Source organism: Pseudomonas sp. C9 (assembly GCF_002000165.1).
In the GTDB taxonomy this organism is placed as follows: domain Bacteria; phylum Pseudomonadota; class Gammaproteobacteria; order Pseudomonadales; family Pseudomonadaceae; genus Aquipseudomonas.
On the sequence record NZ_MPAK01000001.1, the window covers coordinates 3,708,422 to 3,730,774 of the forward strand.

The following is a 22,353-nucleotide window of genomic DNA, read 5'->3' on the forward strand; positions in this document are numbered from 1 at the left end:
TTGCATTCCCACGCAGAGCGTGGGAACGATCAAAAAGTGGACTGAATTCACTGTTCGGTAGTGAGATCAGTGAGATCAGTGAGCGGTGTAGTCCCCATCCGAACAACGCGCCATCCCGGCCTGCCATCACCTCAGCTTGGGGACTCCCCCGCAGTGCAGTAATTACTCAGGCCGTAACAAGCGATCTATAAACGCCGTAATTTCACCGCGATCCTCGAGTTTGATTTTTGTACCTCCAAACCCTTGAAACAATCGCCGGTGCGCGCCGAGCCCGCTCGAGTCTTCACGGCGATGGTAGTTTGCGGCCCACTCCAATAACGAGATCAGTCGCTCGTCGTTGTGTTCTTCTCGCTGGCGAATATTGGCGACGCAATATTCGTCATCGACACACAACCAGATTAGCGCCGTCGCTCGGTGGACAAGTTCGCTGATGATCCAGCCGTAAACACCCTCGATTACCCAGCGTTCTTCACTGGCCGCGATCCGCGCCATGCCCAATACTGCGGCACCCGGGCGGGCAATGCTGTGTTCGTCCGACACCCAGTGAATCCGATCGAGATCGATCCATGGCACCTTGAGGTGTTTGGCCAATCGTTTAGCCAGCCAGCTTTTGCCTGAGCCAGAGTTGCCGATGATCAGCGTTCGGGTGAGGTTCATGGTGACTCGCCGTTTCAGTCGTCATGTTCAGGCGCAACCATCCGGGTCTTGGGCGAGCCGTTTGAGTTGTGCTGATAAATATCCTGGGGTTGTCCTTTCTCATTGAAGAACACTTGGCCGATGCCTGCCGAGTTCCATAGCCGTTCGCCAGCTTCTGCGTGTTCGGGGGTATACGGGACGATGCGCATGCGCCGACGTTTGGTCAGCCAGTTCAGTGGCGAGCGCGGCGAATAGAGCCAGCGATTGAGGCGGTCGAACCATTCGAGCAGGGTGGGCGGAAATTCGTTTTTGATGCCGCTGCTGGTGATCTGCCAGATTTTCGGCCCCGCCTTGCGGTGTCGGATCAATACTTCGTAGACGAAGGAATAATGCACATCGCCGGACAGCACCACGTAGTTACCCGGTGTGCGCGAGTGTCGGAAAATGTTCAAGATCACTTGGGCTGCGCCGCGATGAGCCATCCAGTTTTCGGCGTCCACCAGCAGTGGAAAACCGCACCAGCTAAAGGCTTTTTGCACGGTTTCGATCAGTTTGACGCCGAAGATCGGCGCCGGTGACACGATGATCGCCGACGGATGATCCAGTAATTCCTGTTGCAGTTCACTGAGCGCTTCCCAGTCCAGCAGGCCCGAGGGTTGCTTGAGATTCATCTCGCTGCGCCAACGACGGGTGCGGGTGTCTATCACGACCAGCGCAGGCGTGGTGGGCAGCACGTAATGCCACTGCTGAAAACGCAACAGCGCATCGATCAAGTCATCCTGCAGCGCACTGTCGAGGTAACGATCGCCTCCGGTGGTGCCGAGCAGACGGGTTTTTTCCAGCACATCGCCAAACGCCTGCGGGTTGTTGCCCCAGCCCTGGCACAGCATGTAGGCGATCAAGGCGTTGCCGATGATGCGCTTGGAGAACGGATGGCCGTAGGCCGTTTCCTCCCATTGCGCGCTAAGGTTCCAGTCGTCGGTAATGTCGTGGTCGTCGAAAATCATCAGGCACGGCAGGTGCGCCATGGCCCGCGCGGCACGGCCCAGGCCGGACTTGAAGTCATCGATGCGGGTTTGTTCAAGGGCATAGCGCTTGCGTCTTTCTGGTGTCAGCGCGGGCGGTTGCGGGGCGATCAGGGTCCAGGGAATCGGCGACCAGACCAGCAGGTACATGGCCATGACTTCTGCGAACGTCACCAGGTGATTGTCGGCGCTGCTGCTGGTGAAAATCGGCTTGCGTGCGCCACCGAAAAAACGCTCGCGCAGGGTCTCATTGCTCTCAAGCGCCGGTAGCAGATCCTCACGGTGGTAGTAACTGGCCGGGTGTTCGTAGAGCCTGGCGCTGTCGCTGACCACGGCGCCTTCGAGGTGTTCATCGAACAGGCCCAGGCGCTCGATCAAGGCGTGAATCGCTCGCAGCATCGGCCCGGCGACATCATCGGCGTAGACCTGATCGCCGGTCATCATCAGCAGTGCCGGCCTCTGCAACGCATCGTGTTCCGTCGCCAACAACTGGTCGACGCAGAGCAGGCCATCAATGGCCGGGTGATGAGGTTTTCGGCAAGAGCCATGCAGCAGTTGATCAACCCGGGAACGCAGCACGAAGTTCGGGCAACGGGCATCGCCGTACAACAGGTGCGGCGCCCAATCGGCGATGCCGGATTCAACGCCATCGATCAGCAGGTCATATTCAATCAACGTGTCGCAGGGCAGGGCGGTGTCCAGCGGCACATCGACCAGGTGCACAAAGGCATGCTTGCCGACCGCGATCACCGTGCATTGCCCGCCATCGAGGCGGATATCGCCGACACCCTGCAAGCGCAAGGTCAGCTCCAGCGCCCGGGAACCCACCAGCCACAACACCAGGCGTGTGGGCTCCAGGCGCCGCAACAGCGGGCCGACAAGGACCGGTGGCAGGGCGTGATGGCTGTCGGGGAGTGGCGAAGACATGGGCATGCAGATTCAGGACTCTTGGCGCGCAGAGCACGTGATGATAGCGCAGCCAGCGGTCGGGGTTGTCTGATGGCTAAAGGCTTAAAACCTCACCGGATGTGTCTTGGAAAGGTGGCGGGGCAGGGGGGTAATCACTTGGCAGGAAAGATCACTGCCCACACCACTAACGTGATGAATGCCGCCAGCAGGCTGCACGATCCGGCGATCAAATGATTCCGGACCTGGGACTCCTCCCGCTTGAGTCGGTTGATAACCAACAGCCATGTCCCGACGAAAGCGCCGATGATCGCCATGAACGAATAGAGAAAGTAGGCCGGTCCTCGTGCTGCCTGTGGTTCGGCGCCGATAAAAATCAGCACGATGATCCCGACGATGAAACTGGCCAAGGCCCCGGCCATGTTGGCAAACCACAGATTGAAGCTGCCACGGTTTCTAACGATCCAAAACCAGATCCCCGCTGACGCAGCGAAGAACACCAAGAGGGCGATGAATATCATTGAGTCTTCCTTGTTTGTTGATCACGTGAGGTGATGGCGTTAAGGCCACAATCCACAGTGTTGGACGGCGGGAAGATATCAAACTGGAAGTTTGTACAGAAAGGAAAGATCGAAAGATCGTGACTTGAGTCTGTCAGTCAGGGTGCGCATGCCCTCGAATGCTCGGCTTGAAAATCACTGGAACGCCCCTTGCCCTGTCTTCACAGGACAAGGGGTCATTCGAGAGAACCTAAGCCTCCCAGCCCGCCCCACTGACGGCTGCCTGCGCCAATGGGTGCATGTCTGCCCCCTGATGCTCCGTCTGCCAGGCCAGCAATTCCTTGCGCATGCCGGGCGTCCAGTACATCTGAATGTGATTGCGCACGCCGAGCACGGCCGCTTGCTGGTCGGGTTCGGTGGCGAAGTACTGGGCGATCTGGTTGGCCATTTTGATCAGGTTTTCAGTGCTCATCGGCGCACCTCGGCGGTTGTTCCGGCGGTGCGTGCCTGGCGGCGTTCGGTGAGCAACCGCTGTTGTTCATCGCTGAACGCCTGATAGCGTTTTTGCCACTCCGAAGGGTGGTAGACGCGGCTGACCTCCACGGCGGTAACCTTGTACTCCGGACAGTTGGTGGCCCAGTCAGAGTTGTCGGTGGTGATGACGTTGGCCCCCGATTCAGGGAAGTGGAACGTGGTGTACACCACGCCCGGTGCGACCCGTTCGGTGACCCGCGCACGCAGGACGGTCTGCCCGGCACGGCTGCCGATGCCGACCCAGTCACCCTCGTTGATGCCACGGCTCTCGGCGTCGGTCGGGTGGATTTCCAGGCGGTCTTCGTCGTGCCAGGCGACGTTTTCGGTACGCCGGGTCTGGGCGCCAACGTTGTACTGGCTGAGGATGCGCCCGGTGGTCAGCAACAGCGGATAGCGACTGTTGACCTTCTCCTCGGTGGGCACATAACCGGTGAGCATGAAGCGCCCCTTGCCGCGCACGAATTCCTCGATGTGCATGGTCGGCGTGCCGTCCGGTGCCGCCGCGTTGCATGGCCATTGCAGGCTGCCATGGCGATCCAGTTCGACGTAGCTGACGTTGGTGAAGGTCGGCGTCAGGCTGGCGATTTCATCCATGATTTCTGATGGATGTTTGTAGTTCATCGGGTAACCCAAGGCGTTGGCCAGAGCCACCGTTCCTTCCCAGTCGGCTTTGCCGCCCAGGGGATCCATGACCTTGCGTACCCGCGAAATGCGCCGCTCGGCGTTGGTGAACGTGCCGTCCTTCTCCAGGAACGAAGCGCCCGGCAGGAATACGTGGGCGAACTTGGCCGTTTCGTTGAGGAAAATGTCCTGCACCACCACGCATTCCATGGCCGACAGGGCCGCGGTGACGTGCTGGGTATTCGGGTCGCTCTGGGCGATGTCCTCGCCCTGGCAATACAAGCCCTTGAAACTGCCAGCCAGCGCGGACTCGAACATGTTCGGAATACGCAGGCCCGGATCGGGTTGCAGCGTGACGTTCCACGCCTGTTCGAACTGCGCGCGTACCACCTCGTTGGAGATGTGCCGGTAGCCGGGCAACTCGTGGGGGAAGGAGCCCATGTCGCAGGAACCTTGCACATTATTTTGTCCACGCAGCGGGTTCACGCCCACGCCTTCGCGGCCGATGTTGCCGGTGGCCATGGCCAGGTTGGCGATGCCCATGACAGCGGTGCTGCCCTGGCTGTGTTCGGTGACGCCGAGGCCGTAGTAGATCGCCGCGTTGCCGCCGGTGGCATACAGACGAGCGGCGGCGCGGATGTCGGCAGCGTCTACGCCGCAGATGGCGGCCAGCACTTCCGGAGAGTTTTCCGCACGGCTGACGAACTCGCTCCAGCGGGCGAAATCGTTGCCCTCGCAACGAGCGTCGATAAACGCCTGATCGAGCAGGCCTTCAGTGACGATGACGTGGGCCAGCGCGTTGAGCATCGCGACGTTGGTGCCCGGGCGCAGGGCCAAATGATATTCAGCGCGGGCATGCACCGAGTCCACCAGATCAATGCGTCGCGGATCGATGACAATCAGCCGCGCGCCTTCACGCAGGCGACGTTTGAGCTGGGAGGCGAACACCGGGTGGGCGTCGCTGGGGTTGGCGCCCATCACCAGAATCACGTCGGCCTGCATCACCGAGTCGAAACTCTGGGTGCCGGCGGACTCGCCCAGGGTTTGTTTCAGGCCATAGCCAGTCGGCGAGTGGCAGACCCGTGCACAGGTGTCGACGTTGTTGTTGCCGAACGCGGCGCGCACCAGTTTTTGCACCAGATAGGTTTCTTCGTTGGTGCAGCGGCTGGAGGTGATACCACCAATGGAGTCGCGGCCGTATTTTTGCTGGAGCCGGCGGAATTCGCTGGCGGCGTAAGTCACCGCTTCATCCCAGCTGACTTCCTGCCAAGGGTCGTTGATGTTCTGGCGGATCATCGGTTTGGTGATGCGATCCGGGTGGGTCGCATAGCCCCAGGCAAAGCGCCCTTTGACACAAGAGTGGCCGTGGTTGGCTTGTCCGTTTTTGTCGGGAACCATGCGCACCAGTTGGTCGCCTTTCATCTCGGCGCGGAACGAGCAACCCACGCCGCAATAGGCACACGTGGTGATCACGCTGCGTTCAGGCTGACCCAGTTCGACCACGCTTTTTTCCATCAGGGTCGCGGTCGGGCAGGCTTGCACGCAGGCGCCGCAGGACACGCATTCCGAGTCGAGGAAGTTATCGCCACCGGCAGCGGAGACACGGGATTCGAAGCCGCGCCCGGTAATGGTCAGGGCAAACGTGCCCTGGGTTTCTTCGCAGGCGCGCACGCAGCGGTTGCAGACGATGCACTTGCTCGGGTCGTAGTCGAAGTAGGGGTTGGACGTGTCCTTCACGTCGGCCAAATGGTTCTCGCCTTCATAGCCGTAACGCACTTCCCGCAGGCCGACCTGGCCGGCGACGGTTTGCAGCTCGCAGTTGCCGTTGGCCGAGCAGGTCAGGCAGTCCAGCGGGTGATCGGAGATGTACAACTCCATGACGTTGCGCCGCAGCGTCGCGAGTTTCGGCGTCTGGGTGTGCACGCTCATGCCTTCGCTGACCGGCGTGGTGCAGGACGCCGGGTAACCGCGCATGCCGTCGATTTCTACCAGACACATGCGGCAAGAGCCGAAGGCTTCGAGGCTGTCGGTGGCGCACAGTTTCGGAATCGTAGTGCCCATCAGCGCAGCGGCGCGCATCACCGAAGTGCCTTCGGGCACGCTGATGCTGCGGCCGTCGATGTTCAGGGTGACTTGCACCTGACTGTCGCGGGCCGGGGTGCCCAGATCGATATCGGTGTTCGGGTCGAAGAGAGTGATCATTGGTCGGCCTCCGAAGATTGCAGACCGAAGTCGGCGGGGAAGTACTTGAGGGCGCTGGCGACCGGAAAGGAAACCATGCCGCCCAAGGCGCACAGCGAACCGTATTGCAGGGTGTCGCACAGGTCCTTGAGGATGATCACCTGCTCATCGCGACCGTTCTGGTCTGGTGCGGCCAGCAGACGGTCGATCACCTCGACGCCACGGGTCGAACCGATGCGGCATGGCGTGCATTTGCCACAGGATTCCTCGGCGCAGAACTGCATGGCGAAGCGCGCCATGTGGGCCATGTCCAACGTGTCGTCAGCCACCACCACGCCACCGTGACCGAGCATCGCGCCGATGCCGGCGAACGCTTCGTAATCCAGTGGCGTGTCGAATTGCGACGGCGGCACCCATGCGCCGAGCGGGCCGCCGACTTGTGCGGCTTTCAGCGGTCGACCGCTGGCGGTGCCGCCGCCGTAGTCTTCCACCAGTTCGCGCAGGGTCAAGCCGAAGGCCCGTTCCACCAGACCGCCACGCCGAATATTGCCCGCCAGTTGAAAAGGCATCGTGCCGAGGGAACGGCCCATGCCGTAATCGCGATAGAACTGCGCACCCTTGGCCAGAATCAGCGGCACCGAAGCCAGGGTCAGCACGTTGTGCACCAGCGTCGGCAGGCCGAACAGCCCCTTCAGCGCAGGAATCGGTGGCTTGGCGCGGACGATCCCGCGTTTGCCTTCGAGCGAGTCCAGCAGCGCGGTTTCCTCACCGCAGATGTAAGCGCCGGCCCCGACACGCACTTCCATATCGAAGGCCAAGCCACTCCCGCCGACGTTGGCGCCGAGGTAACCGTTAGTCCGGGCAATCTCCAGCGCCCCATTTAACGTGGCGATGGCCTGTGGATATTCCGAACGCACATAGATGTAGCCGTAGTTGGCGCCGACGGTGATGCCGGCAATGGCCATGCCTTCGATCAGCAGGAAGGGGTCGCCTTCCATCAACATGCGGTCGGCGAAAGTGCCGGAGTCGCCTTCGTCGGCGTTGCACACGATGTACTTTTGCGCCGCCTCGGTAGCGCGCACCGTGCGCCATTTGATCCCGGCGGGGAAGGCTGCGCCCCCACGGCCACGCAGGCCTGAATCGAACACCGCAGTCGCGGTTTCATCGCCGCCAATCGTGACGGCCCTTGTTAAACCTTCGAAACCGCCGTGGGCGCGGTAGTCGTCCAGCGACAGCGGCCGGGTGATACCGGCGCGGGCGAACAACAGGCGTTGTTGAGACTTCAGATACGGCAATTCTTCCACCAGGCCCAAGGCCAGTGGGTGCGAGGACGGGGCGCCTTGCAGCGCATCGAGCACCGACGGCACATCGCTAGCGGTCAGCGGGCCGAAGCCGATACGGCCTTGCGGGGTGTCCACTTCCAGCAAGGGTTCCAGCCAGTACAGGCCGCGAGAGCTGGTGCGTTGCAACTCCAGAGGCACAACGCGTCCCCGGGCATGGGTAATAAGGGCCGCCGCAACCTCTTCGGCACCCACGGCACGGGCCAGCGAATCACGGGGCAGATAGAAAGCCGGCATCATGCGTCCTCCCGGCAAGCATCAAGCAAAGCATCCAGACGCTCAGCGCTGAGCCGCGCATGCACCCGGCCATCCAGCTCAAGCGCCGGCGAACAAGCGCAGGCACCCAGGCAATACACCGGACGCAAACTGATGCTGCCATCGGCGCTGCTGCCGTGGTCGTCCAGTTGCAGACGTTCACGCAACTGCGCGGCCAACTGCTCGGCACCACGACTCTTGCACGATTCCGCCCGGCACAGACGCAGGATATGCCGGGCCGGCGGCGCGGTGCGGAAGTCATGGTAAAAGCTGATCACGCCGCGAATCTCGGCCTGACTCTGATTGAGGGCGTGGGCAATCTCGGGGATGGCGGCATCGGGGATGTAACCGATACCGGCCTGAATCTCATGAAGGATCGGCAACAGTGCACCCGCAGAGCCCTTGTGGCGCTCCAGCACGCTGTTGACCATAGGCAATTGCAACATCTCATCAGGCATACAGCATTCCTCACGGTCACGGACAAACCTGGCGGTTGTCGGTCGTCCGAAAGTGTCGGCTGCGGCATTCACACCACGTCACGGTATCGTGGCATTGTCAGGCCGTTGGCCAGGGCACCCTGAGCGGGCATCTTGTTGTGCCCGGCGCGGTCTTTGCCGCACCTTTTATAGGGCATTGAGGGAGCTTGCCACGCTGGTATTGAATCGACTGCACCAAAGCGACGTGTTTGGTTCTTTCTACGACTACCCGTTAAGTCTAGAAGAGCACTGACCAAGGCGCGCATTGTCTGAAATGTTTTGTGGCACAAGCGCGGCCCACTCGCCCGCTACAGTAACCGTACGATGCCGTCCGACGAGATCGCAAAGGAGCACTCATGAACCGACTCATCCTGCCTGCGCTGGTCATCCTGATCGCGGCGCAATCCCCGGCCTACGCCATCAACGACACATACCGCAAACAACTGGAGCAATCCGGCTGCACCCAGGTCAGCGAAACCCAAGGCTGCGATATCCACAAGAGCAAGGCAGAAAACGCCAAGGCCGGCTTCAGCAACCCCGCCGCGGACAGCTCAAGCACCCCAACCCCCTACGTCGGGCAATGGGTGGCCAAGAACGATGCCGGCGCAACCGTCGCCACCGTCCGCATCGATGCCAAGGAACAGGTGTGGGTCAACGGCAAACCGGTCAACGCCAAGCGTACCGACGGCACGCTACAGTTTCGCCAGGGCAAAATCCTCTTCACCCTCCAGGGCGATCGAAGCCTGCAGAATCAGGACTACTGGACGGACAGCGATGCCGGGACCAAAGGACCGATACAGATTGAATAACAGGAGCGACACATGATTGATTTCAACAACAAGGGATTCTTCAAACTCAAGCAAAACGAAGAATACGCCGAACGCGTCAGCGCGCTGCTGCTGGAAGGGGAACAGGTCATCGACGCCTACAAATCCATGCGCGACGGCGTGGTGTTCACCAACAAACGCATCATCGCCGTCAACGTGCAGGGCCTCACCGGCAGCAAAAAAGACTTCACCTCGCTGCCGTATAAAAACATCGTGGCGTACTCGGTGGAAACGTCCGGCACGTTCGACCTGGATTCCGAATTGGAGATCTATTTCTCGTCACTGGGAAAAGTGAAGTTCGAATTCACCGGCAGGACATCCATGGTAGAAATCTCAAAACTGATCTCCCAACACGTCCTCTGACCCAACACGAAAAAGCCCCGAAAAACTCGGGGCCCCAACTGACTTAATACACATCCAATGTGGGAGCGAGCCTGCTCGCGAAAGCGCCAGACCAGCCACCATCAATGCTGACCCTACCGCCGCCATCAAGCAGCCCACTCCCCATTTTCCAACCACTACCCCTCAGACGAATCCGCCGCCCGCTCAGCCGCCGCCGCAGAACCCCGACCCCGCCTAAGCACCTTCACCGCATCATCAACCACCGCCTTACTCATCGCCGTCAAATAATGCGCAGCCCAGGCATGACGGTCGGTGTCCGTGGCGTACGCCGCATCTTCATTCAGCTTCTTGGCGAGAAACAGAAAGTCAGAAGCCATGGCCAATGCATCGCCTAGGGGAACGCCGCGAGTGACGTGGAAAAGCGGTTGGTCTGCGCAGTAAATGGCAGGTGTTAGGCCAATGGTTTTCAGCTCAGATTGATCGGTCATTGGCCACCTCCGAAGATGGAGAGGCGGTGGGAGAGGACGGACAGTGGGGCGTTACGCAACTGGGAGTCGTGTTGAGGGAAAAGCCAAATTTTGTACGGATTGATGCTGCGCATTATCAGACTCCTTGATATATGGAGCTGCCAGATTCGTTACCACACGAATGGGTGACAGCTGTGCGCAGGGTGGTAAACCGGGTATCAAGGAAACCGGCACGCCCGAAGGCGTCCCACGCACAGCCGCCATGACTCACGCCGCAGGCATAAAAAAAGCGCCTGATGACGTGTCTGGGGCGCTGTTGCGCCTTGAATAACTCGGGTTACCACACCCGGTCGCTGAATTGGCAGCGACGGTGGGAGGGTATCGTGCAGATCCTTTTCCTGCAACCTTCAAAGGCCTCGATCCCAAACTACCCGAGACGAAAAATGTGTTCTGTCCTTGTTTTGTTCGTTGCGCGTGTGGCAGCCGCTACGCTCGTAGTCCGCTCTCGGCCAGAAGGGGCCATTCAGGTGTGTTTGTGACACTAAATACACCGTAAGCATCAATCTGAGTTTTTCATAAGTAAGGTGGACTCCCAGTCTATTTGTTTGTTTATCCCTCCCGGACAAAAAACACCTTGAGCATTTTCATTAAAGTAGAGATCCGTAATTTCCTCTATACAGTCTAGGAATTCCTTAAGGTGTTGCGGTGTACACCAGCGCTTGTCATTTACTTGAAAAAACCAATCCAGCACTTCGGCGCCACTTGAGAGCCGATCAATTGCAAACTCATAAACTTCAGTTCGACTATCCCAAAAAGATACTTTGCCGCGCTCATAATCAAATGTTACGGCTTTTCTCGAGTTGTTAAATATTGAGCTATTTTCCTCTGGTGCCCTTGCATGGGAAAAGGCGGACCTTCTAGACAGTCTTAGTATTTCTTCTAAAATGTCTCTCTCCGAGCGTTTGCTGGATGGTGGTTCCGAATTTGTAGTGCGATTTTCAGTAGAGGGAAACTGGATTGTAGCTATTTTCTCCTCCAGATCAGGCCACCATTTGTTAAATGAGTTCTTTAGGGTTGTGTCGTCCAAACAGCTATCACCAAGTTTTTGATTGATGACCTGAATTAACTTGTAAAATTCAGTATTTGAAAATAGTGAGCATTGAAACTGTAATAGAGGGCCCTGTATGTCTGTTGGTGATACGTTAAATAGTATGGGGCAAACACTTGCTGACCCTATATTTTTTGAGATTGCACCGGCTTCAAACATTATCCACGGCGCACTGATGTTTTCAGGTGTAAGTATGAATATTCCGACTTGAGCCTGTTCTAGTTTTGTGGCTATTTCAGTGCTCCAACGCTGACCTTTTGCGATATCGTCAGGGGTGTAATAAGGCTTTGCTGCCTGCACCACACATGGGATCCACTCTCTTATTGCCTCGGCAATTTTTTTGCTTAAAGATCCTGACCAACTTATGAAAATATCCAAAATGACTTCCTATTGGAAAGTAAAAGAGTAAAGGGGGGGCGGATTTTTTTCGGTTTCAAGAGAAATAAATCTGTCCGCTTTGTTCCCGTTGTATGTGCGTATTACTTTGCTAACCTAAATACATTGGTTGATGGAAATTAGTAAAGGTAGGTATCCACTCCGTATCACCTTTTGAAAGCTTGTAGTGATAGCTGGTAGTGGAGAAAATTATTTGAACATTGTGTTTGGCTGCTAGTTGCTTTAGTTCTTTCATGTAATCGTCTAAGTCTTCATTGTGCAGTTCTTGTTGGCGCGGAGTGTCAAAGATTAAAACTCTGAACCCGTTGTTGATATTCGCAGTGAGTATAGAAAATAGCGCTGCGTGGTAAGCTAGCACTGCGCGAACTTTAGAGCTGCCTTTGAATACATTTAGTTTTTCAATGCCTAGAATAGGTTTGAAGTCAGAATCGATTTTTATATCTCGAGAGATTGTGACTGCGCGCAAGATGTCCAGCCATCTAATCATTTCTTTTGAAAGGTTCAATCTAAAATTTAATATCTCTATAGAAGGATCTCTGGTGACTAAAAAAGATTCTTCCAACGATACGTTTCGATCTCTATCGAGCTTCAGATTTAGGTGGTTTTTTTCTTGCTCATCCAATCTTAAATGTTTGCTTTTTTCTAATTCTAGATCAAAAATCTTTGAAGAGATGTTGCTGATTGCTTTAATGAACAAGTCAACTCCTTCTTTCGCTACGGCCTCTCCTCGCTCATTAGATAGCGCCTGAATGGACTGTTCGAGAATGGACTTTTCAGCACTGACGATATCAAGGCGTCTCTGGTTGGTCGCCGTCGAAATTGCCAGGTCTTTAATCTGATCTCTCAAATAAAGTAAGCTTTTTCCATAAGATTCTGAGCTCGCAAAAAACATGCCGCAATTGGGTGATGAGCAAATTTCAGATAAAGTTGTAAAAGCACTCAGCGACTCCTCGTTTAAGTTAAGTGTTTCAATCTCCGATTCGATCTCTGATTTTATAGAGGTGGAACTACTTATTTTTGACTTTAGTTCTCGCTCCTGTGAGCAAGCTTCTCTGTGTTGTGATTTCAAGTTATAAATTAATAGGTCGAAGCTGTTTAATGCTTCTGATTTTATGTCTTTTGTGTTTTTTAATTCGTTGAGATTGTTTTTTAAATTTTCAACTTCGTGTTCTATGTCAGAGATACTTTTGTTAGGGGCTACCAAGTCGTCTCGCAGTCTACTTAGCTGTCTTCTGCTTTCCACCACTGATTGGTCAAGGTATTTCACCCGCTCCTTGATTTCGATGGTTTTTTCTTTTCTATCATATGACTGTAGTGGAGCGAAGCCGGCCGCGACTCTAACCATTTCGGAAAATTGGTTTTTTATGAAAGAACTTGAAGGTGGGAAGTAATATTCGGAATAGCCTCTATCTTGATCAAGATAAAATATCGGGAGAATAGTTGAAGTGTAGGGGTGTGTTGGAGTGTTGCTATTAGTGATTAACCGTTCTTGTGAATAACCTAGCAAGGGGAGTAGAAATTTGGAGAAGTCGGACTCGCTGTAGAATCGATTAAGCTGGGAGTCGTTTTTTATTACTGATATGTCAAATTTCGATTCATAACGTCGGATAAATGTGAAGTTGTCTCCGCCGATAATTAAAGTGAGATTCGCGGAAAGACAGTGTCTTACAATGTCTTCCCGAAACTCAATCGGGTAACCAAGGCAGAAGACAATTGACTGGATGAGTGGGGTTTTACCACTACCATTATTTGCATGTAGTTGGGTGATCTCCTCTCCAAAAAATAATTTTGGAGATCCCCAGCCAGAACTGTTTTTCGGCTTGATTTCTAATGATGTTAGCTTCATTGTAACTCCAGCTCAATGTTTCGCTCTTTGCAGATATTTCTGTATGCTCTTTTTATTTTTAGTAAGCTCAGTGTGAGTGGCGTGTCGCTATTTATTACTTTGTCTATGAGTTTTTTTCCAGACTCGGTAGCTTCTAACTTTCCTGTAGATAAATCTTTTTTTATAAAGCCTGATACTTCAAGAAATGTCAGCGCCTTTACCGTTCTTATGCGCAAGTTGGCTGACCACCCAAGGCCTTGAGATGAGCCCTTAAAGCCAGCTAATGCTTGTTCAAAACATTCGCCTATCAGTTGACCTATTTCTTCTGCTTTCGGCTTTGTCCGGCCTTTGGCAAGCATGAGAATGGCCATTGCAATGAGGGGGAGATGAAACAGAGATTCGTTCTGAAAAGCGTCTCTGCGGGCGACAGGTATATTTTCCGCTTGAATATATAAAGACTCGCTACTGGCTTTTTCTAATACCTCACGTAAGTTCATATTCCTTCTCCTCTCACTAGTTCAGCGAGAACTCCTCCCAATATTTGCCCCTCTCCAATGGTTTGCATTCCGGGAGTGGAGACGGCAAAGGTCAAAAGTTTGTTAACTTCGCTGTATAGATCCAGTATGCTCAGGTTGGCATTTGCCAGTTTCCTGGCAACTTCGTTAGCTTGTTGGAGGTAGACTGTGAGTTGTAAGTTCGGTATGTTGTGTCTCGAAACTCTAAACCAAGTGTCCCAGTCACTTTTGTATTGTGCGAACTGATTTACTGTGTCGATTGAGAAATTTGATTTTGTTAATGTTCTTTGAAGTATTGATGCGCTTTTTATCGCGTTATTGTCACCTCCGGCTCTCAGGATTTCGAACGCTGTTTTGGAAATGCTCAGTAGGCCCAATATGTCTTCTAAGGCTATTGCGGAAACTTTTTCAAGCTCCAGTTCGGTCATTCCTTCTAGAATTACGCTTGAGGATTTGTTACGAACAAGGTCGACTAAGGTGTCTACTATTTTGGAGACTTCGGGAGGCGTTAAGTGAATTTCGCTGTATTTGTATATTTTTGTTGAAGCTTGTGTTATGAAGGCTTCACGTTCGTCATCAAGAATATTTTCTCTTGGGCTAAGTTTAAATGAAGAAAATGCTTTGAGAATCGAGCTATCAGATTGATGTGCGAGCTTTGGGAAGTTATTTTTTATTTCGGTGATAAGAGTTTTAGTAAGCTTGCCTTTGAATGAGCCATTTCTTAAATCGTTTTCGATGTCTAGAACGTCGTCATCGAAGTTTATGTTGGTGGAGAGCTGAACGCAGTTGCACGTAGGGCCAAAATTTTCTATATGCAGAAATAGGCGGCCGGCAAAGCTTGTTTTTAAATCGTGAGTAGTATCTTTTCTTAATCTCTTCTTTATTCCAAATATTTCTAATGGTGACCATCGCTCATTAGCTTTGCCGTTAGTTTTTACCTGCACAAAGCGGTAGCTGGAACCTGAGGGTGTGATATAGCGTACTACGTAATCGTCATGAAAATCACAGTAGATGCGATCTATATTTGAATGGTCTAAAAGTTGTAGGCTTTCTAGAGCGGCAGCTTTGAATTGTGCATAAAATCTACGCGTTGTTTCTCGCCCTACTACCTCTCTCGGTTTTATTTCTGTAATTGTCAATTTATCAATACCTCCATGTGTGCTGCGTTGCTCCAGCGCTTTGGATGTGGTGAGCTTCCTAAGTGTGGTGATTTCTATTATTTTTGTATCGCAGGTCTGCACATTTCATTAGTGCCCTTCCTTTTTTCGCTTAGAGCATCATCCAATCACGAAAAAAAGCATAGCTGTAATGGTGGCATGTAGACAGCTATTTTAAGAGGTGGTAGCACAAGTAGAGAGGAGGAAGGGGAGATGGAAGCGGATTTATGCTGGATAAGGCGTTTGGATCAGCGTCGGCCGTCTATCCGGCGTTCCCGCTTTATAAGCCGCCGGTCTTCATTCATTGAATTTCTTTCAGATACTCCTTGAGCGAGATGAGCGGCGCATCAAGCTGCTCGATCGTCTGACTATGTGCAAATTCAGCCGCCAACCTATGCAGTTCACGGCCCAGGACTGTATCAACACCACCAACAGCGTTTAGCGCTAATCTTAGGCATTCACTCACTTTCGTCCGAATCCCCTCAACATCCCCCCGCCTTACCAACAACCCAAAAACCTCCCGCTCATACTCACTCATCACCAAATCATCCCGAAGAATCGGACTCGAATCCTCCGTCTCATAAGCAAGCTTGAGGCAGAACAGAGCAACAGTTTCCAGCAGCAGTTCCATGGGGTGAATCCTTGAGAAGGGTCGTACCGGTCGAGGAGGCGAGAAATCAAAGCATCGCCAGCAAGCCGGCTCCTACAGGTCGGCGTTGTGTCAGGCACTTTTTGGCAGACGAAAAAAAAGGCCTTGCTAAGCAAGACCTTTCTTAATTTTGGTGCCCCGAGGGAGACTCGAACTCCCACTCCTTTCGAAAACGGATTTTGAATCCGCCGCGTCTACCAATTCCGCCATCAGGGCTCAATGGCGGCGAAGTATAGAGATGAGATTACCGTCGGTCAATCAGGTACATAGAGAATTTTCACTATTTCGGCTAGACTTCCGGCCCCTGCTAGACGAACCCCATCATGCGCGTTGCTGACTTTACTTTCGAACTCCCAGATTCGCTGATCGCCCGCCACCCTTTGGCCGAGCGTCGCAACAGTCGCCTGTTGACCCTTGATGGGGTCAGCGGCGCCCTGGCACACCGTCAATTCACCGATTTGCTCGAGCATTTGCGCCCGGGCGATTTGATGGTGTTCAACAATACCCGGGTGATTCCGGCGCGGCTGTTTGGCCAGAAGGCTTCCGGCGGCAAGCTGGAAATCCTGGTCGAGCGGGTGCTCGACAGTCATCGCGTGCTGGCCCATGTGCGTTCCAGCAAGTCGCCGAAACCGGGTTCCAAGATCCTGATTGATGGCGGTGGCGAGGCCGAGATGCTGGCGCGTCACGATGCGTTGTTCGAGTTGGGGTTTGCCGAAGAAGTGTTGCCGCTGCTCGACCGCGTCGGGCACATGCCGCTGCCACCTTATATAGACCGCCCGGACGAAGGCTCGGACCGCGAGCGTTATCAGACCGTGTACGCCGAGCGTTTGGGTGCCGTGGCGGCGCCGACGGCGGGGCTGCATTTCGATCAGCCGCTGATGGAGGCGATTGCCGCCAAGGGCATCGAGACCGCGTTCGTGACGCTGCACGTCGGTGCCGGTACGTTCCAGCCAGTACGCGTCGAGAAGATCGAAGACCACCACATGCACAGCGAATGGCTGGAAGTCGGCCAGGACGTGGTGGATGCGGTTGCCGCTTGCCGCGCTCGCGGTGGTCGCGTGGTGGCGGTGGGGACCACCAGCGTGCGTTCGCTGGAAAGTGCTGCGCGCGATGGCGTGCTCAAGCCGTTCAGTGGCGACACCGACATTTTCATCTACCCGGGCCGACCGTTTCATGTGGTCGATGCCCTGGTCACCAACTTCCATTTGCCTGAATCCACGCTGTTGATGCTGGTTTCGGCGTTCGCCGGTTATCCCGAAGCCATGGCTGCTTATAAAGCGGCCGTCGAGCATGGATACCGCTTTTTCAGCTACGGTGATGCGATGTTTATCACCCGTAATCCCGCACCACGTGGCCCTGAGGACAAAGAATGAGTCGCCAAAGTCGTATGTCGTTTGAGTTGCTTGCTACTGACGGCAAGGCTCGTCGCGGTCGTTTGACCTTTCCACGCGGCACCGTAGAAACCCCGGCGTTCATGCCGGTGGGCACCTACGGCACCGTCAAGGGCATGTTGCCGCGGGATATCACCGCCACTGGCGCGGAAATCATTCTGGGCAACACCTTCCACTTGTGGCTGCGTCCTGGCACCGAAGTGATCAAGAAGCACGGCGACCTGCACGATTTCATGCAGTGGAAAGGCCCGATTCTGACCGACTCCGGTGGTTTCCAGGTGTTCAGCCTGGGCGCCATGCGCAAGATCAAGGAGGAGGGCGTGACCTTCGCCTCCCCGGTGGATGGCGCAAAAGTGTTCATGGGGCCGGAAGAATCGATGCAGGTCCAGCGTGACCTGGGCTCGGACATCGTGATGATTTTCGACGAATGCACCCCGTACCCGGCTGACGAAGACGTCGCTCGCGTGTCGATGGAGCTGTCGTTGCGTTGGGCCAAGCGCTCGAAAGAAGCGCATGGCGACAATACAGCGGCGCTGTTCGGTATCGTTCAGGGCGGCATGCACCAGGACCTGCGCATGCGCTCCCTGGAAGGCCTCGACCAGATCGGCTTTGATGGCCTGGCCATTGGCGGTCTGTCGGTGGGCGAGCCCAAGCACGAAATGATCAAGGTGCTGGATTACCTGCCGGGCCAGATGCCGGCTGACAAACCTCGTTACCTTATGGGCGTTGGCAAACCGGAAGATCTGGTTGAGGGTGTGCGCCGCGGTGTGGACATGTTCGATTGCGTGATGCCAACCCGTAATGCCCGCAATGGGCATCTGTTCATTGATACCGGCGTGCTGAAGATCCGTAACGCGTTCCATCGCCATGATGATTCGCCGCTCGATCCGACCTGCGATTGCTATACCTGCCAGAACTTCTCCCGTGCTTATCTGCATCACCTGGACAAGTGCGGCGAAATGCTGGGGAGCATGCTCAATACCATCCATAACTTGCGTCATTATCAAGTGCTTATGGCTGGTTTGCGCGAGGCTATTCAACAGGGTACATTGGCCGCCTTTGTCGATGCCTTCTACGCCAAACGCGGGTTACCTGTTCCGCCTTTGGACTGAGTTTTCTGACCCCAAGATTCAACATTTGCAACTGGAGTGCTAAATGAGCTTTTTTATCTCTAATGCCATGGCTGACGCTGCTGCACCTGCGGCAGGCCCAATGGGCGGCGGCTTTGAGTGGATTTTCCTGGTCGGTTTCCTGGTCATCTTCTACCTGATGATCTGGCGTCCACAGGCCAAGCGCGCCAAAGAACAGAAGAACCTGCTGAGCAGCCTGCAGAAAGGCGACGAAGTTGTGACCACCGGTGGTATCGCCGGCAAGATCACTAAAGTGGCAGACGATTTCGTTGTTCTGGAAGTTTCCGACACTGTCGAAATGAAGTTCCAGAAAGGCGCCATTGCCGCGACGCTGCCAAAAGGCACGCTGAAAGCGATCTAAGTTTCAACTTCATATTCAATCGACGGGGCGCGCAAGGCGCCCCGCGTCATAAACGGGCGGCGTGATGCTGAACAAATACCCTCTGTGGAAATACATTCTGATCCTGGCGGTGCTGGCGGTCGGTCTGATTTATTCCGCTCCCAATCTATATCCTGATGACCCGGCCATTCAGGTCAGCGGTGCAAGTACTGCGCTGCTCGTCAATCAGGCTGATCTGGATCGTGTGAGCACTGCGCTCAAGGAATCCGGGATCAACGTCAAGGCTGCAACCCTGGCTGCGAACGGCAAGGGTGGTCTGATTCGCCTGACCAAGGCTGAAGATCAGTTGCCTGCCAAAGACGTCGTGCGCAAGGCGTTGGGTGATGACTACGTCGTTGCACTGAACCTGGCACAAACCACGCCGCAATGGTTGCGCAGCCTGGGCGCGCACCCGATGAAGCTGGGTCTGGACTTGTCCGGTGGTGTGCACTTCCTGCTGGAAGTGGACATGGACAAAGCAATCGACGCACGTTTGAAAGTGTACGAAGGCGACGTCAAGAGCCTGTTGCGTAAAGAAAAACTGCGCTATCGCAGCCTGCCGCAACTCAACGGTGCCATTCAGCTGGGCTTCACTGATGAAGCAACCCGCGAAGAGGCCCGTGCGCTGGTCCGCAAGAACTTCAACGATTTCGACATTGTTCCGGCCGACCTCAATGGTCAACCGGTGCTGCGTCTGGCGATGACCCCGGCCAAGCTGGCGGAAATCCGTGAATACTCCATCAAGCAGAACTTGACCACGGTACGTAACCGCGTCAACGAGCTGGGTGTTGCCGAACCGATCGTTCAGCGTCAGGGCGCCAACCGCATCGTGGTTGAGCTGCCGGGCGTCCAGGACACCGCAGAAGCCAAGCGTATCCTCGGCAAGACGGCCAACCTTGAGTTCCGTCTGGCTGCTGAGCCGGGTGCTTCGAAAGCTACCTCCGAAACCTTCGAGTTCCGTGAAGGCAAGCGTCCGCCGGCACAGATCGAGCGTGGCCTGATCATCACCGGTGACCAGGTGACTGACGCCAAGGCTGGCTTCGGCGAGCACGGCACGCCAGAAGTGAACATCCGTCTGGATGGTCACGGTGGCGAGCTGATGAGTCGTGCGACTCGCAGCAACGTCGGTCGCAGCATGGCGGTGATCTTCATCGAACAGCGTCCGGTGACCACTTACGTCAAGCAAATGGTTAACGGCGTCGAGAAAGACGTGCCAGTCCAGACGTTCAAGGAAGAGAAGAAGATCATCAGCCTGGCGACCATCCAGTCGCCGCTGGGTGCTCAGTTCCGCATCACTGGCCTGAACGGCCAGGGCGAATCTTCCGAGCTGGCGCTGCTGCTGCGTGCCGGTGGTCTGGCTGCACCGATGTACTTCGCTGAAGAGCGCACCATTGGTCCAAGCCTGGGTGCCGACAACATCACCAAAGGTATTGATGCATCGCTGTGGGGCATGCTGTTTGTCTCGCTGTTCATCATGGTCATCTACCGCTTCTTTGGCCTCATCGCCACCGTCGCTCTGGCGGTGAACATGGTGCTGCTGCTGGCCTTGATGTCGCTGCTGGGTGCAACGCTGACCCTGCCGGGTATCGCCGGTATCGTATTGACCATGGGTATGGCGGTCGACGCCAACGTACTGATCTTCTCGCGGATCCGTGAAGAGATCGCGGCGGGCATGACCGTACAACGGGCAATCAACGAAGGCTTCGGCCGGGCATTCACCGCGATTCTCGACGCCAACCTGACAACCTTGTTGGTCGGCGGGATTCTCTTTGCGATGGGCACGGGCCCGGTCAAAGGCTTCGCAGTGACCATGTCCCTCGGGATCTTTACCTCGATGTTCACGGCCATCATGGTGACCCGCGCGATGGTCAACCTGATCTTCGGCGGTCGTGACTTCAAGAAGTTGTGGATTTAAGGGGCTGCCATGTTACGTACAATCAACTTCATGGGCGTTCGCAACTTTGCGTTCGGCGTCACATTGTTCCTTACGGCGCTGGCCATTTTCAGTGTCTTCCATAAGGGCATGAACTGGGGCCTGGACTTCACCGGCGGTACGCTCATTGAGCTGACCTACGAGCGTCCAGCTGACGTCACCAAGGTGCGTGAGCAACTGGTGACATCGGGTTATCACGAAGCCATCGTGCAAAGCTTCGGTGCAACTACCGACTTGCTGGTGCGTATGCCGGGTGAAGATCCGCAACTGGGTCACCAGGTGGCAGAAGCGCTGCTGAAAGTCGGCGGCGACAACCCGGCGACGGTCAAACGCGTCGAGTTCGTCGGCCCGCAGGTGGGTGAAGAGCTGCGCGACCAGGGCGGCCTCGGCATGCTGATGGCGCTGGGCGGCATCCTGATCTACCTGGCGTTCCGCTTTCAGTGGAAGTTTGCGGTCGGTGCGATTGTTTCGTTGATCCACGACGTGATCGTGACCATCGGTATCCTGTCGTTCTTCCAGATCACCTTCGATCTGACGGTGCTGGCGGCGGTACTGGCGATCATCGGTTACTCGCTCAACGACACCATCGTGGTATTCGACCGGGTTCGTGAGAACTTCCGGGTACTGCGCAAGGCCAGTCTGATCGAGAACATCAACATCTCGACCACGCAAACCCTGCTGCGGACCATGGCGACTTCGATCTCCACGTTGCTGGCGATTGCGGCTCTGCTGTTCTTCGGCGGTGACAACCTGTTCGGCTTCTCCATTGCGCTGTTCGTCGGTGTTCTGGCGGGTACTTACTCGTCGATCTACATCGCGAACGTGGTGCTGATCTGGCTGAACCTGAGCACTGAAGACCTGATTCCACCGGCCAATACCGAGAAGGAAGTCGACGACCGTCCATAACGGCCATCGCATTTCCCGGTAGTTAGCCCAAAAAGGCGCGAGTTGAACTCGCGCCTTTTTTTGTGCTCCAAGGCTGGGAGAAGCGCGGGTTTGTCCCGCATGTGATGGTCAGGAGGTTCATGTGAACAAGTCGATGCTGGTTGGTGCGGTATTGGGTGCTGTCGGTGTGACTGCCGGGGGTGCTGTTGCCACCTACAGCTTGGTTAAAAGCGGCCCTGAGTTTGCGCAAGTACTCGCCGTTGAGCCGGTCAAGACTCAGATCAAGACGCCACGTGAAGTTTGCAAGGATGTCGCAGTGACTCGGCAAGCGCCGGTCAAAGATCAGCATCAGATCGCCGGTACCGTAGTGGGTGCGTTGGCGGGTGGTCTGTTGGGTAACCAGATCGGCGGCGGCACCGGCAAGAAGATTGCTACGGTCGCAGGCGCTGTCGGCGGTGGTTATGCAGGCAACAAGGTTCAGGAAGGCATGCAGGAGCGTGATACCTACACCACGACTCAAACTCGCTGCAACACCGTGAATGACATCAGCGACAAGGTTGTGGGCTACGATGTTCGGTATTCGCTGGATGGCAAGGAAGGCAAGGTGCGGATGGATCGTGATCCGGGTAACCAGATTCCGGTCGACAAGGAAGGCAAGCTGATCCTGTCGCAGAACGAAGAGAATCGCTGAATACTCAGGTTACAGATTGGAAAAGAAGCACCCTTCGGGGTGCTTTTTTTGTGCCCGGAATACGACGGCGGGAACACCGTAAACCTGTAGGAGCCTGGCTTGCCCGCGATAGCGATTTCACCTGCACCATTCATGGTGATTGGCACACCGCCATCGCGGGCAAGCCCGGCTCCTACAGGGGGTG

At 55.4% G+C, this 22,353-nt stretch carries 21 protein-coding genes and 1 tRNA gene; 8 read left to right on the forward strand and 14 right to left on the reverse strand.

All coding sequences use genetic code 11. From position 1 onward, the window contains the following. Nucleotides 1-162: 162 nt before the first annotated feature. The 7 genes from BMS17_RS17325 to BMS17_RS17355 all read right to left on the reverse strand — a co-directional run bounded on the left by BMS17_RS17325 (nucleotide 163) and on the right by BMS17_RS17355 (nucleotide 8,456). Nucleotides 163-657: an adenylate kinase gene (locus BMS17_RS17325; RefSeq protein WP_077431293.1), complete on the reverse strand. Its 495-nt coding sequence runs from the start codon at nucleotides 655-657 to the stop codon at nucleotides 163-165. A 14-nt stretch (nucleotides 658-671) separates the two neighbouring features. Beyond that, complete coding sequence (locus BMS17_RS17330; protein ID WP_077431294.1) at nucleotides 672-2,594, reverse strand: alkaline phosphatase D family protein; 1,923 nt, start codon at nucleotides 2,592-2,594, stop codon at nucleotides 672-674. A 128-nt stretch (nucleotides 2,595-2,722) separates the two neighbouring features. Next, on the reverse strand, nucleotides 2,723-3,088 hold the full coding sequence (locus tag BMS17_RS17335; RefSeq protein ID WP_077431295.1) for a hypothetical protein: 366 nt from the start codon (nucleotides 3,086-3,088) through the stop codon (nucleotides 2,723-2,725). 229 nt (nucleotides 3,089-3,317) lie between these two features. Further along, nucleotides 3,318-3,539 (reverse strand): formate dehydrogenase subunit delta, encoded by a 222-nt coding sequence (locus tag BMS17_RS17340; RefSeq protein WP_077431296.1) that lies wholly within the window; start codon nucleotides 3,537-3,539, stop codon nucleotides 3,318-3,320. Beyond that, nucleotides 3,536-6,424 (reverse strand): formate dehydrogenase subunit alpha, encoded by a 2,889-nt coding sequence (fdhF, locus tag BMS17_RS17345; RefSeq protein ID WP_077431297.1) that lies wholly within the window; start codon nucleotides 6,422-6,424, stop codon nucleotides 3,536-3,538. Before fdhF ends, BMS17_RS17340 begins: the two co-directional genes overlap by 4 nt. Then, entirely contained in the window at nucleotides 6,421-7,983 is a 1,563-nt protein-coding gene (locus BMS17_RS17350; protein WP_077431298.1) for an NADH-quinone oxidoreductase subunit NuoF, read from the reverse strand. The genes fdhF and BMS17_RS17350 overlap by 4 nt, the downstream gene beginning before the upstream one ends. Continuing rightward, nucleotides 7,980-8,456: a formate dehydrogenase subunit gamma gene (locus tag BMS17_RS17355; RefSeq protein WP_077431299.1), complete on the reverse strand. Its 477-nt coding sequence runs from the start codon at nucleotides 8,454-8,456 to the stop codon at nucleotides 7,980-7,982. Before BMS17_RS17355 ends, BMS17_RS17350 begins: the two co-directional genes overlap by 4 nt. Before the next feature lie 374 nt (nucleotides 8,457-8,830). Between BMS17_RS17355 and BMS17_RS17360 the strand changes: the two genes are divergently transcribed. Both BMS17_RS17360 and BMS17_RS17365 read left to right on the forward strand, forming a co-directional pair. Further along, on the forward strand, nucleotides 8,831-9,283 hold the full coding sequence (locus tag BMS17_RS17360; protein WP_077431300.1) for a hypothetical protein: 453 nt from the start codon (nucleotides 8,831-8,833) through the stop codon (nucleotides 9,281-9,283). 12 nt (nucleotides 9,284-9,295) lie between these two features. Next, nucleotides 9,296-9,664 carry a PH domain-containing protein gene (locus BMS17_RS17365; RefSeq protein ID WP_077431301.1) on the forward strand — a complete coding sequence of 123 codons (369 nt, stop codon included), beginning with the start codon at nucleotides 9,296-9,298 and terminating at the stop codon, nucleotides 9,662-9,664. A gap of 155 nt (nucleotides 9,665-9,819) precedes the next feature. On the opposite strand, the gene BMS17_RS17370 is transcribed toward BMS17_RS17365, so the two are convergent. The 7 genes from BMS17_RS17370 to BMS17_RS17400 form a co-directional block, all read right to left on the reverse strand. After that, nucleotides 9,820-10,131 (reverse strand): DUF3077 domain-containing protein, encoded by a 312-nt coding sequence (locus tag BMS17_RS17370; protein WP_077431302.1) that lies wholly within the window; start codon nucleotides 10,129-10,131, stop codon nucleotides 9,820-9,822. A gap of 538 nt (nucleotides 10,132-10,669) precedes the next feature. Further along, a complete protein-coding gene (locus tag BMS17_RS17375; protein ID WP_175648974.1) occupies nucleotides 10,670-11,596 on the reverse strand; it encodes a TIR domain-containing protein in 927 nt (308 codons plus the stop codon). Nucleotides 11,597-11,705: 109 nt separating this feature from the next. Beyond that, nucleotides 11,706-13,460, reverse strand: a complete 1,755-nt coding sequence (locus BMS17_RS30670) for a hypothetical protein (RefSeq protein WP_256577191.1) — start codon at nucleotides 13,458-13,460, stop codon at nucleotides 11,706-11,708. Continuing rightward, a complete protein-coding gene (locus BMS17_RS17385) occupies nucleotides 13,457-13,936 on the reverse strand; it encodes a hypothetical protein (RefSeq protein ID WP_077431304.1) in 480 nt (159 codons plus the stop codon). The genes BMS17_RS30670 and BMS17_RS17385 overlap by 4 nt, the downstream gene beginning before the upstream one ends. Next, nucleotides 13,933-15,195, reverse strand: coding sequence for a dsDNA nuclease domain-containing protein (locus BMS17_RS17390; RefSeq protein WP_077431305.1), 1,263 nt, complete (start codon nucleotides 15,193-15,195; stop codon nucleotides 13,933-13,935). Before BMS17_RS17390 ends, BMS17_RS17385 begins: the two co-directional genes overlap by 4 nt. A 217-nt stretch (nucleotides 15,196-15,412) precedes the next feature. Next, entirely contained in the window at nucleotides 15,413-15,742 is a 330-nt protein-coding gene (locus BMS17_RS17395) for a hypothetical protein (RefSeq protein WP_077431306.1), read from the reverse strand. Nucleotides 15,743-15,891: 149 nt separating this feature from the next. Beyond that, a tRNA-Leu gene (locus tag BMS17_RS17400) sits at nucleotides 15,892-15,976 on the reverse strand. 107 nt (nucleotides 15,977-16,083) lie between these two features. Here BMS17_RS17400 and queA point away from each other — a divergent pair. From queA to BMS17_RS17430, 6 genes are all read left to right on the forward strand, one after another. Beyond that, the gene (gene queA / locus BMS17_RS17405) at nucleotides 16,084-17,133 is read left to right on the forward strand and encodes a tRNA preQ1(34) S-adenosylmethionine ribosyltransferase-isomerase QueA (protein WP_077431307.1); all 1,050 of its coding nucleotides are present in this window, start codon (nucleotides 16,084-16,086) and stop codon (nucleotides 17,131-17,133) included. Between the two features lie 14 nt (nucleotides 17,134-17,147). Further along, complete coding sequence (tgt, locus tag BMS17_RS17410; protein ID WP_128870527.1) at nucleotides 17,148-18,263, forward strand: tRNA guanosine(34) transglycosylase Tgt; 1,116 nt, start codon at nucleotides 17,148-17,150, stop codon at nucleotides 18,261-18,263. A 43-nt stretch (nucleotides 18,264-18,306) separates the two neighbouring features. Continuing rightward, nucleotides 18,307-18,642: a preprotein translocase subunit YajC gene (yajC, locus tag BMS17_RS17415; protein WP_007982729.1), complete on the forward strand. Its 336-nt coding sequence runs from the start codon at nucleotides 18,307-18,309 to the stop codon at nucleotides 18,640-18,642. 64 nt (nucleotides 18,643-18,706) lie between these two features. Beyond that, a complete protein-coding gene (gene secD / locus BMS17_RS17420) occupies nucleotides 18,707-20,575 on the forward strand; it encodes a protein translocase subunit SecD (protein WP_077431309.1) in 1,869 nt (622 codons plus the stop codon). 9 nt (nucleotides 20,576-20,584) lie between these two features. Continuing rightward, on the forward strand, nucleotides 20,585-21,499 hold the full coding sequence (gene secF / locus BMS17_RS17425) for a protein translocase subunit SecF (protein WP_046026635.1): 915 nt from the start codon (nucleotides 20,585-20,587) through the stop codon (nucleotides 21,497-21,499). A 121-nt stretch (nucleotides 21,500-21,620) separates the two neighbouring features. Next, complete coding sequence (locus tag BMS17_RS17430; RefSeq protein WP_046026633.1) at nucleotides 21,621-22,169, forward strand: glycine zipper 2TM domain-containing protein; 549 nt, start codon at nucleotides 21,621-21,623, stop codon at nucleotides 22,167-22,169. Nucleotides 22,170-22,353 lie beyond the last annotated feature (184 nt).

Coding starts and splice junctions, on each gene's coding strand:
- BMS17_RS30670 (WP_256577191.1), bottom strand. CDS start 13,460: ATGAAGCTAACATCATTAGAAATCAAGCCGAAAAACAGTTCTGGCTGG.
- BMS17_RS17325 (WP_077431293.1), bottom strand. CDS start 657: ATGAACCTCACCCGAACGCTGATCATCGGCAACTCTGGCTCAGGCAAA.
- queA (WP_077431307.1), top strand. CDS start 16,084: ATGCGCGTTGCTGACTTTACTTTCGAACTCCCAGATTCGCTGATCGCC.
- BMS17_RS17350 (WP_077431298.1), bottom strand. CDS start 7,983: ATGATGCCGGCTTTCTATCTGCCCCGTGATTCGCTGGCCCGTGCCGTG.
- BMS17_RS17335 (WP_077431295.1), bottom strand. CDS start 3,088: ATGATATTCATCGCCCTCTTGGTGTTCTTCGCTGCGTCAGCGGGGATC.
- BMS17_RS17395 (WP_077431306.1), bottom strand. CDS start 15,742: ATGGAACTGCTGCTGGAAACTGTTGCTCTGTTCTGCCTCAAGCTTGCT.
- BMS17_RS17370 (WP_077431302.1), bottom strand. CDS start 10,131: ATGACCGATCAATCTGAGCTGAAAACCATTGGCCTAACACCTGCCATT.
- BMS17_RS17360 (WP_077431300.1), top strand. CDS start 8,831: ATGAACCGACTCATCCTGCCTGCGCTGGTCATCCTGATCGCGGCGCAA.
- BMS17_RS17355 (WP_077431299.1), bottom strand. CDS start 8,456: ATGCCTGATGAGATGTTGCAATTGCCTATGGTCAACAGCGTGCTGGAG.
- BMS17_RS17365 (WP_077431301.1), top strand. CDS start 9,296: ATGATTGATTTCAACAACAAGGGATTCTTCAAACTCAAGCAAAACGAA.
- secF (WP_046026635.1), top strand. CDS start 20,585: ATGTTACGTACAATCAACTTCATGGGCGTTCGCAACTTTGCGTTCGGC.
- secD (WP_077431309.1), top strand. CDS start 18,707: ATGCTGAACAAATACCCTCTGTGGAAATACATTCTGATCCTGGCGGTG.
- BMS17_RS17385 (WP_077431304.1), bottom strand. CDS start 13,936: ATGAACTTACGTGAGGTATTAGAAAAAGCCAGTAGCGAGTCTTTATAT.
- fdhF (WP_077431297.1), bottom strand. CDS start 6,424: ATGATCACTCTCTTCGACCCGAACACCGATATCGATCTGGGCACCCCG.
- BMS17_RS17340 (WP_077431296.1), bottom strand. CDS start 3,539: ATGAGCACTGAAAACCTGATCAAAATGGCCAACCAGATCGCCCAGTAC.
- tgt (WP_128870527.1), top strand. CDS start 17,148: ATGTCGTTTGAGTTGCTTGCTACTGACGGCAAGGCTCGTCGCGGTCGT.
- yajC (WP_007982729.1), top strand. CDS start 18,307: ATGAGCTTTTTTATCTCTAATGCCATGGCTGACGCTGCTGCACCTGCG.
- BMS17_RS17330 (WP_077431294.1), bottom strand. CDS start 2,594: ATGCCCATGTCTTCGCCACTCCCCGACAGCCATCACGCCCTGCCACCG.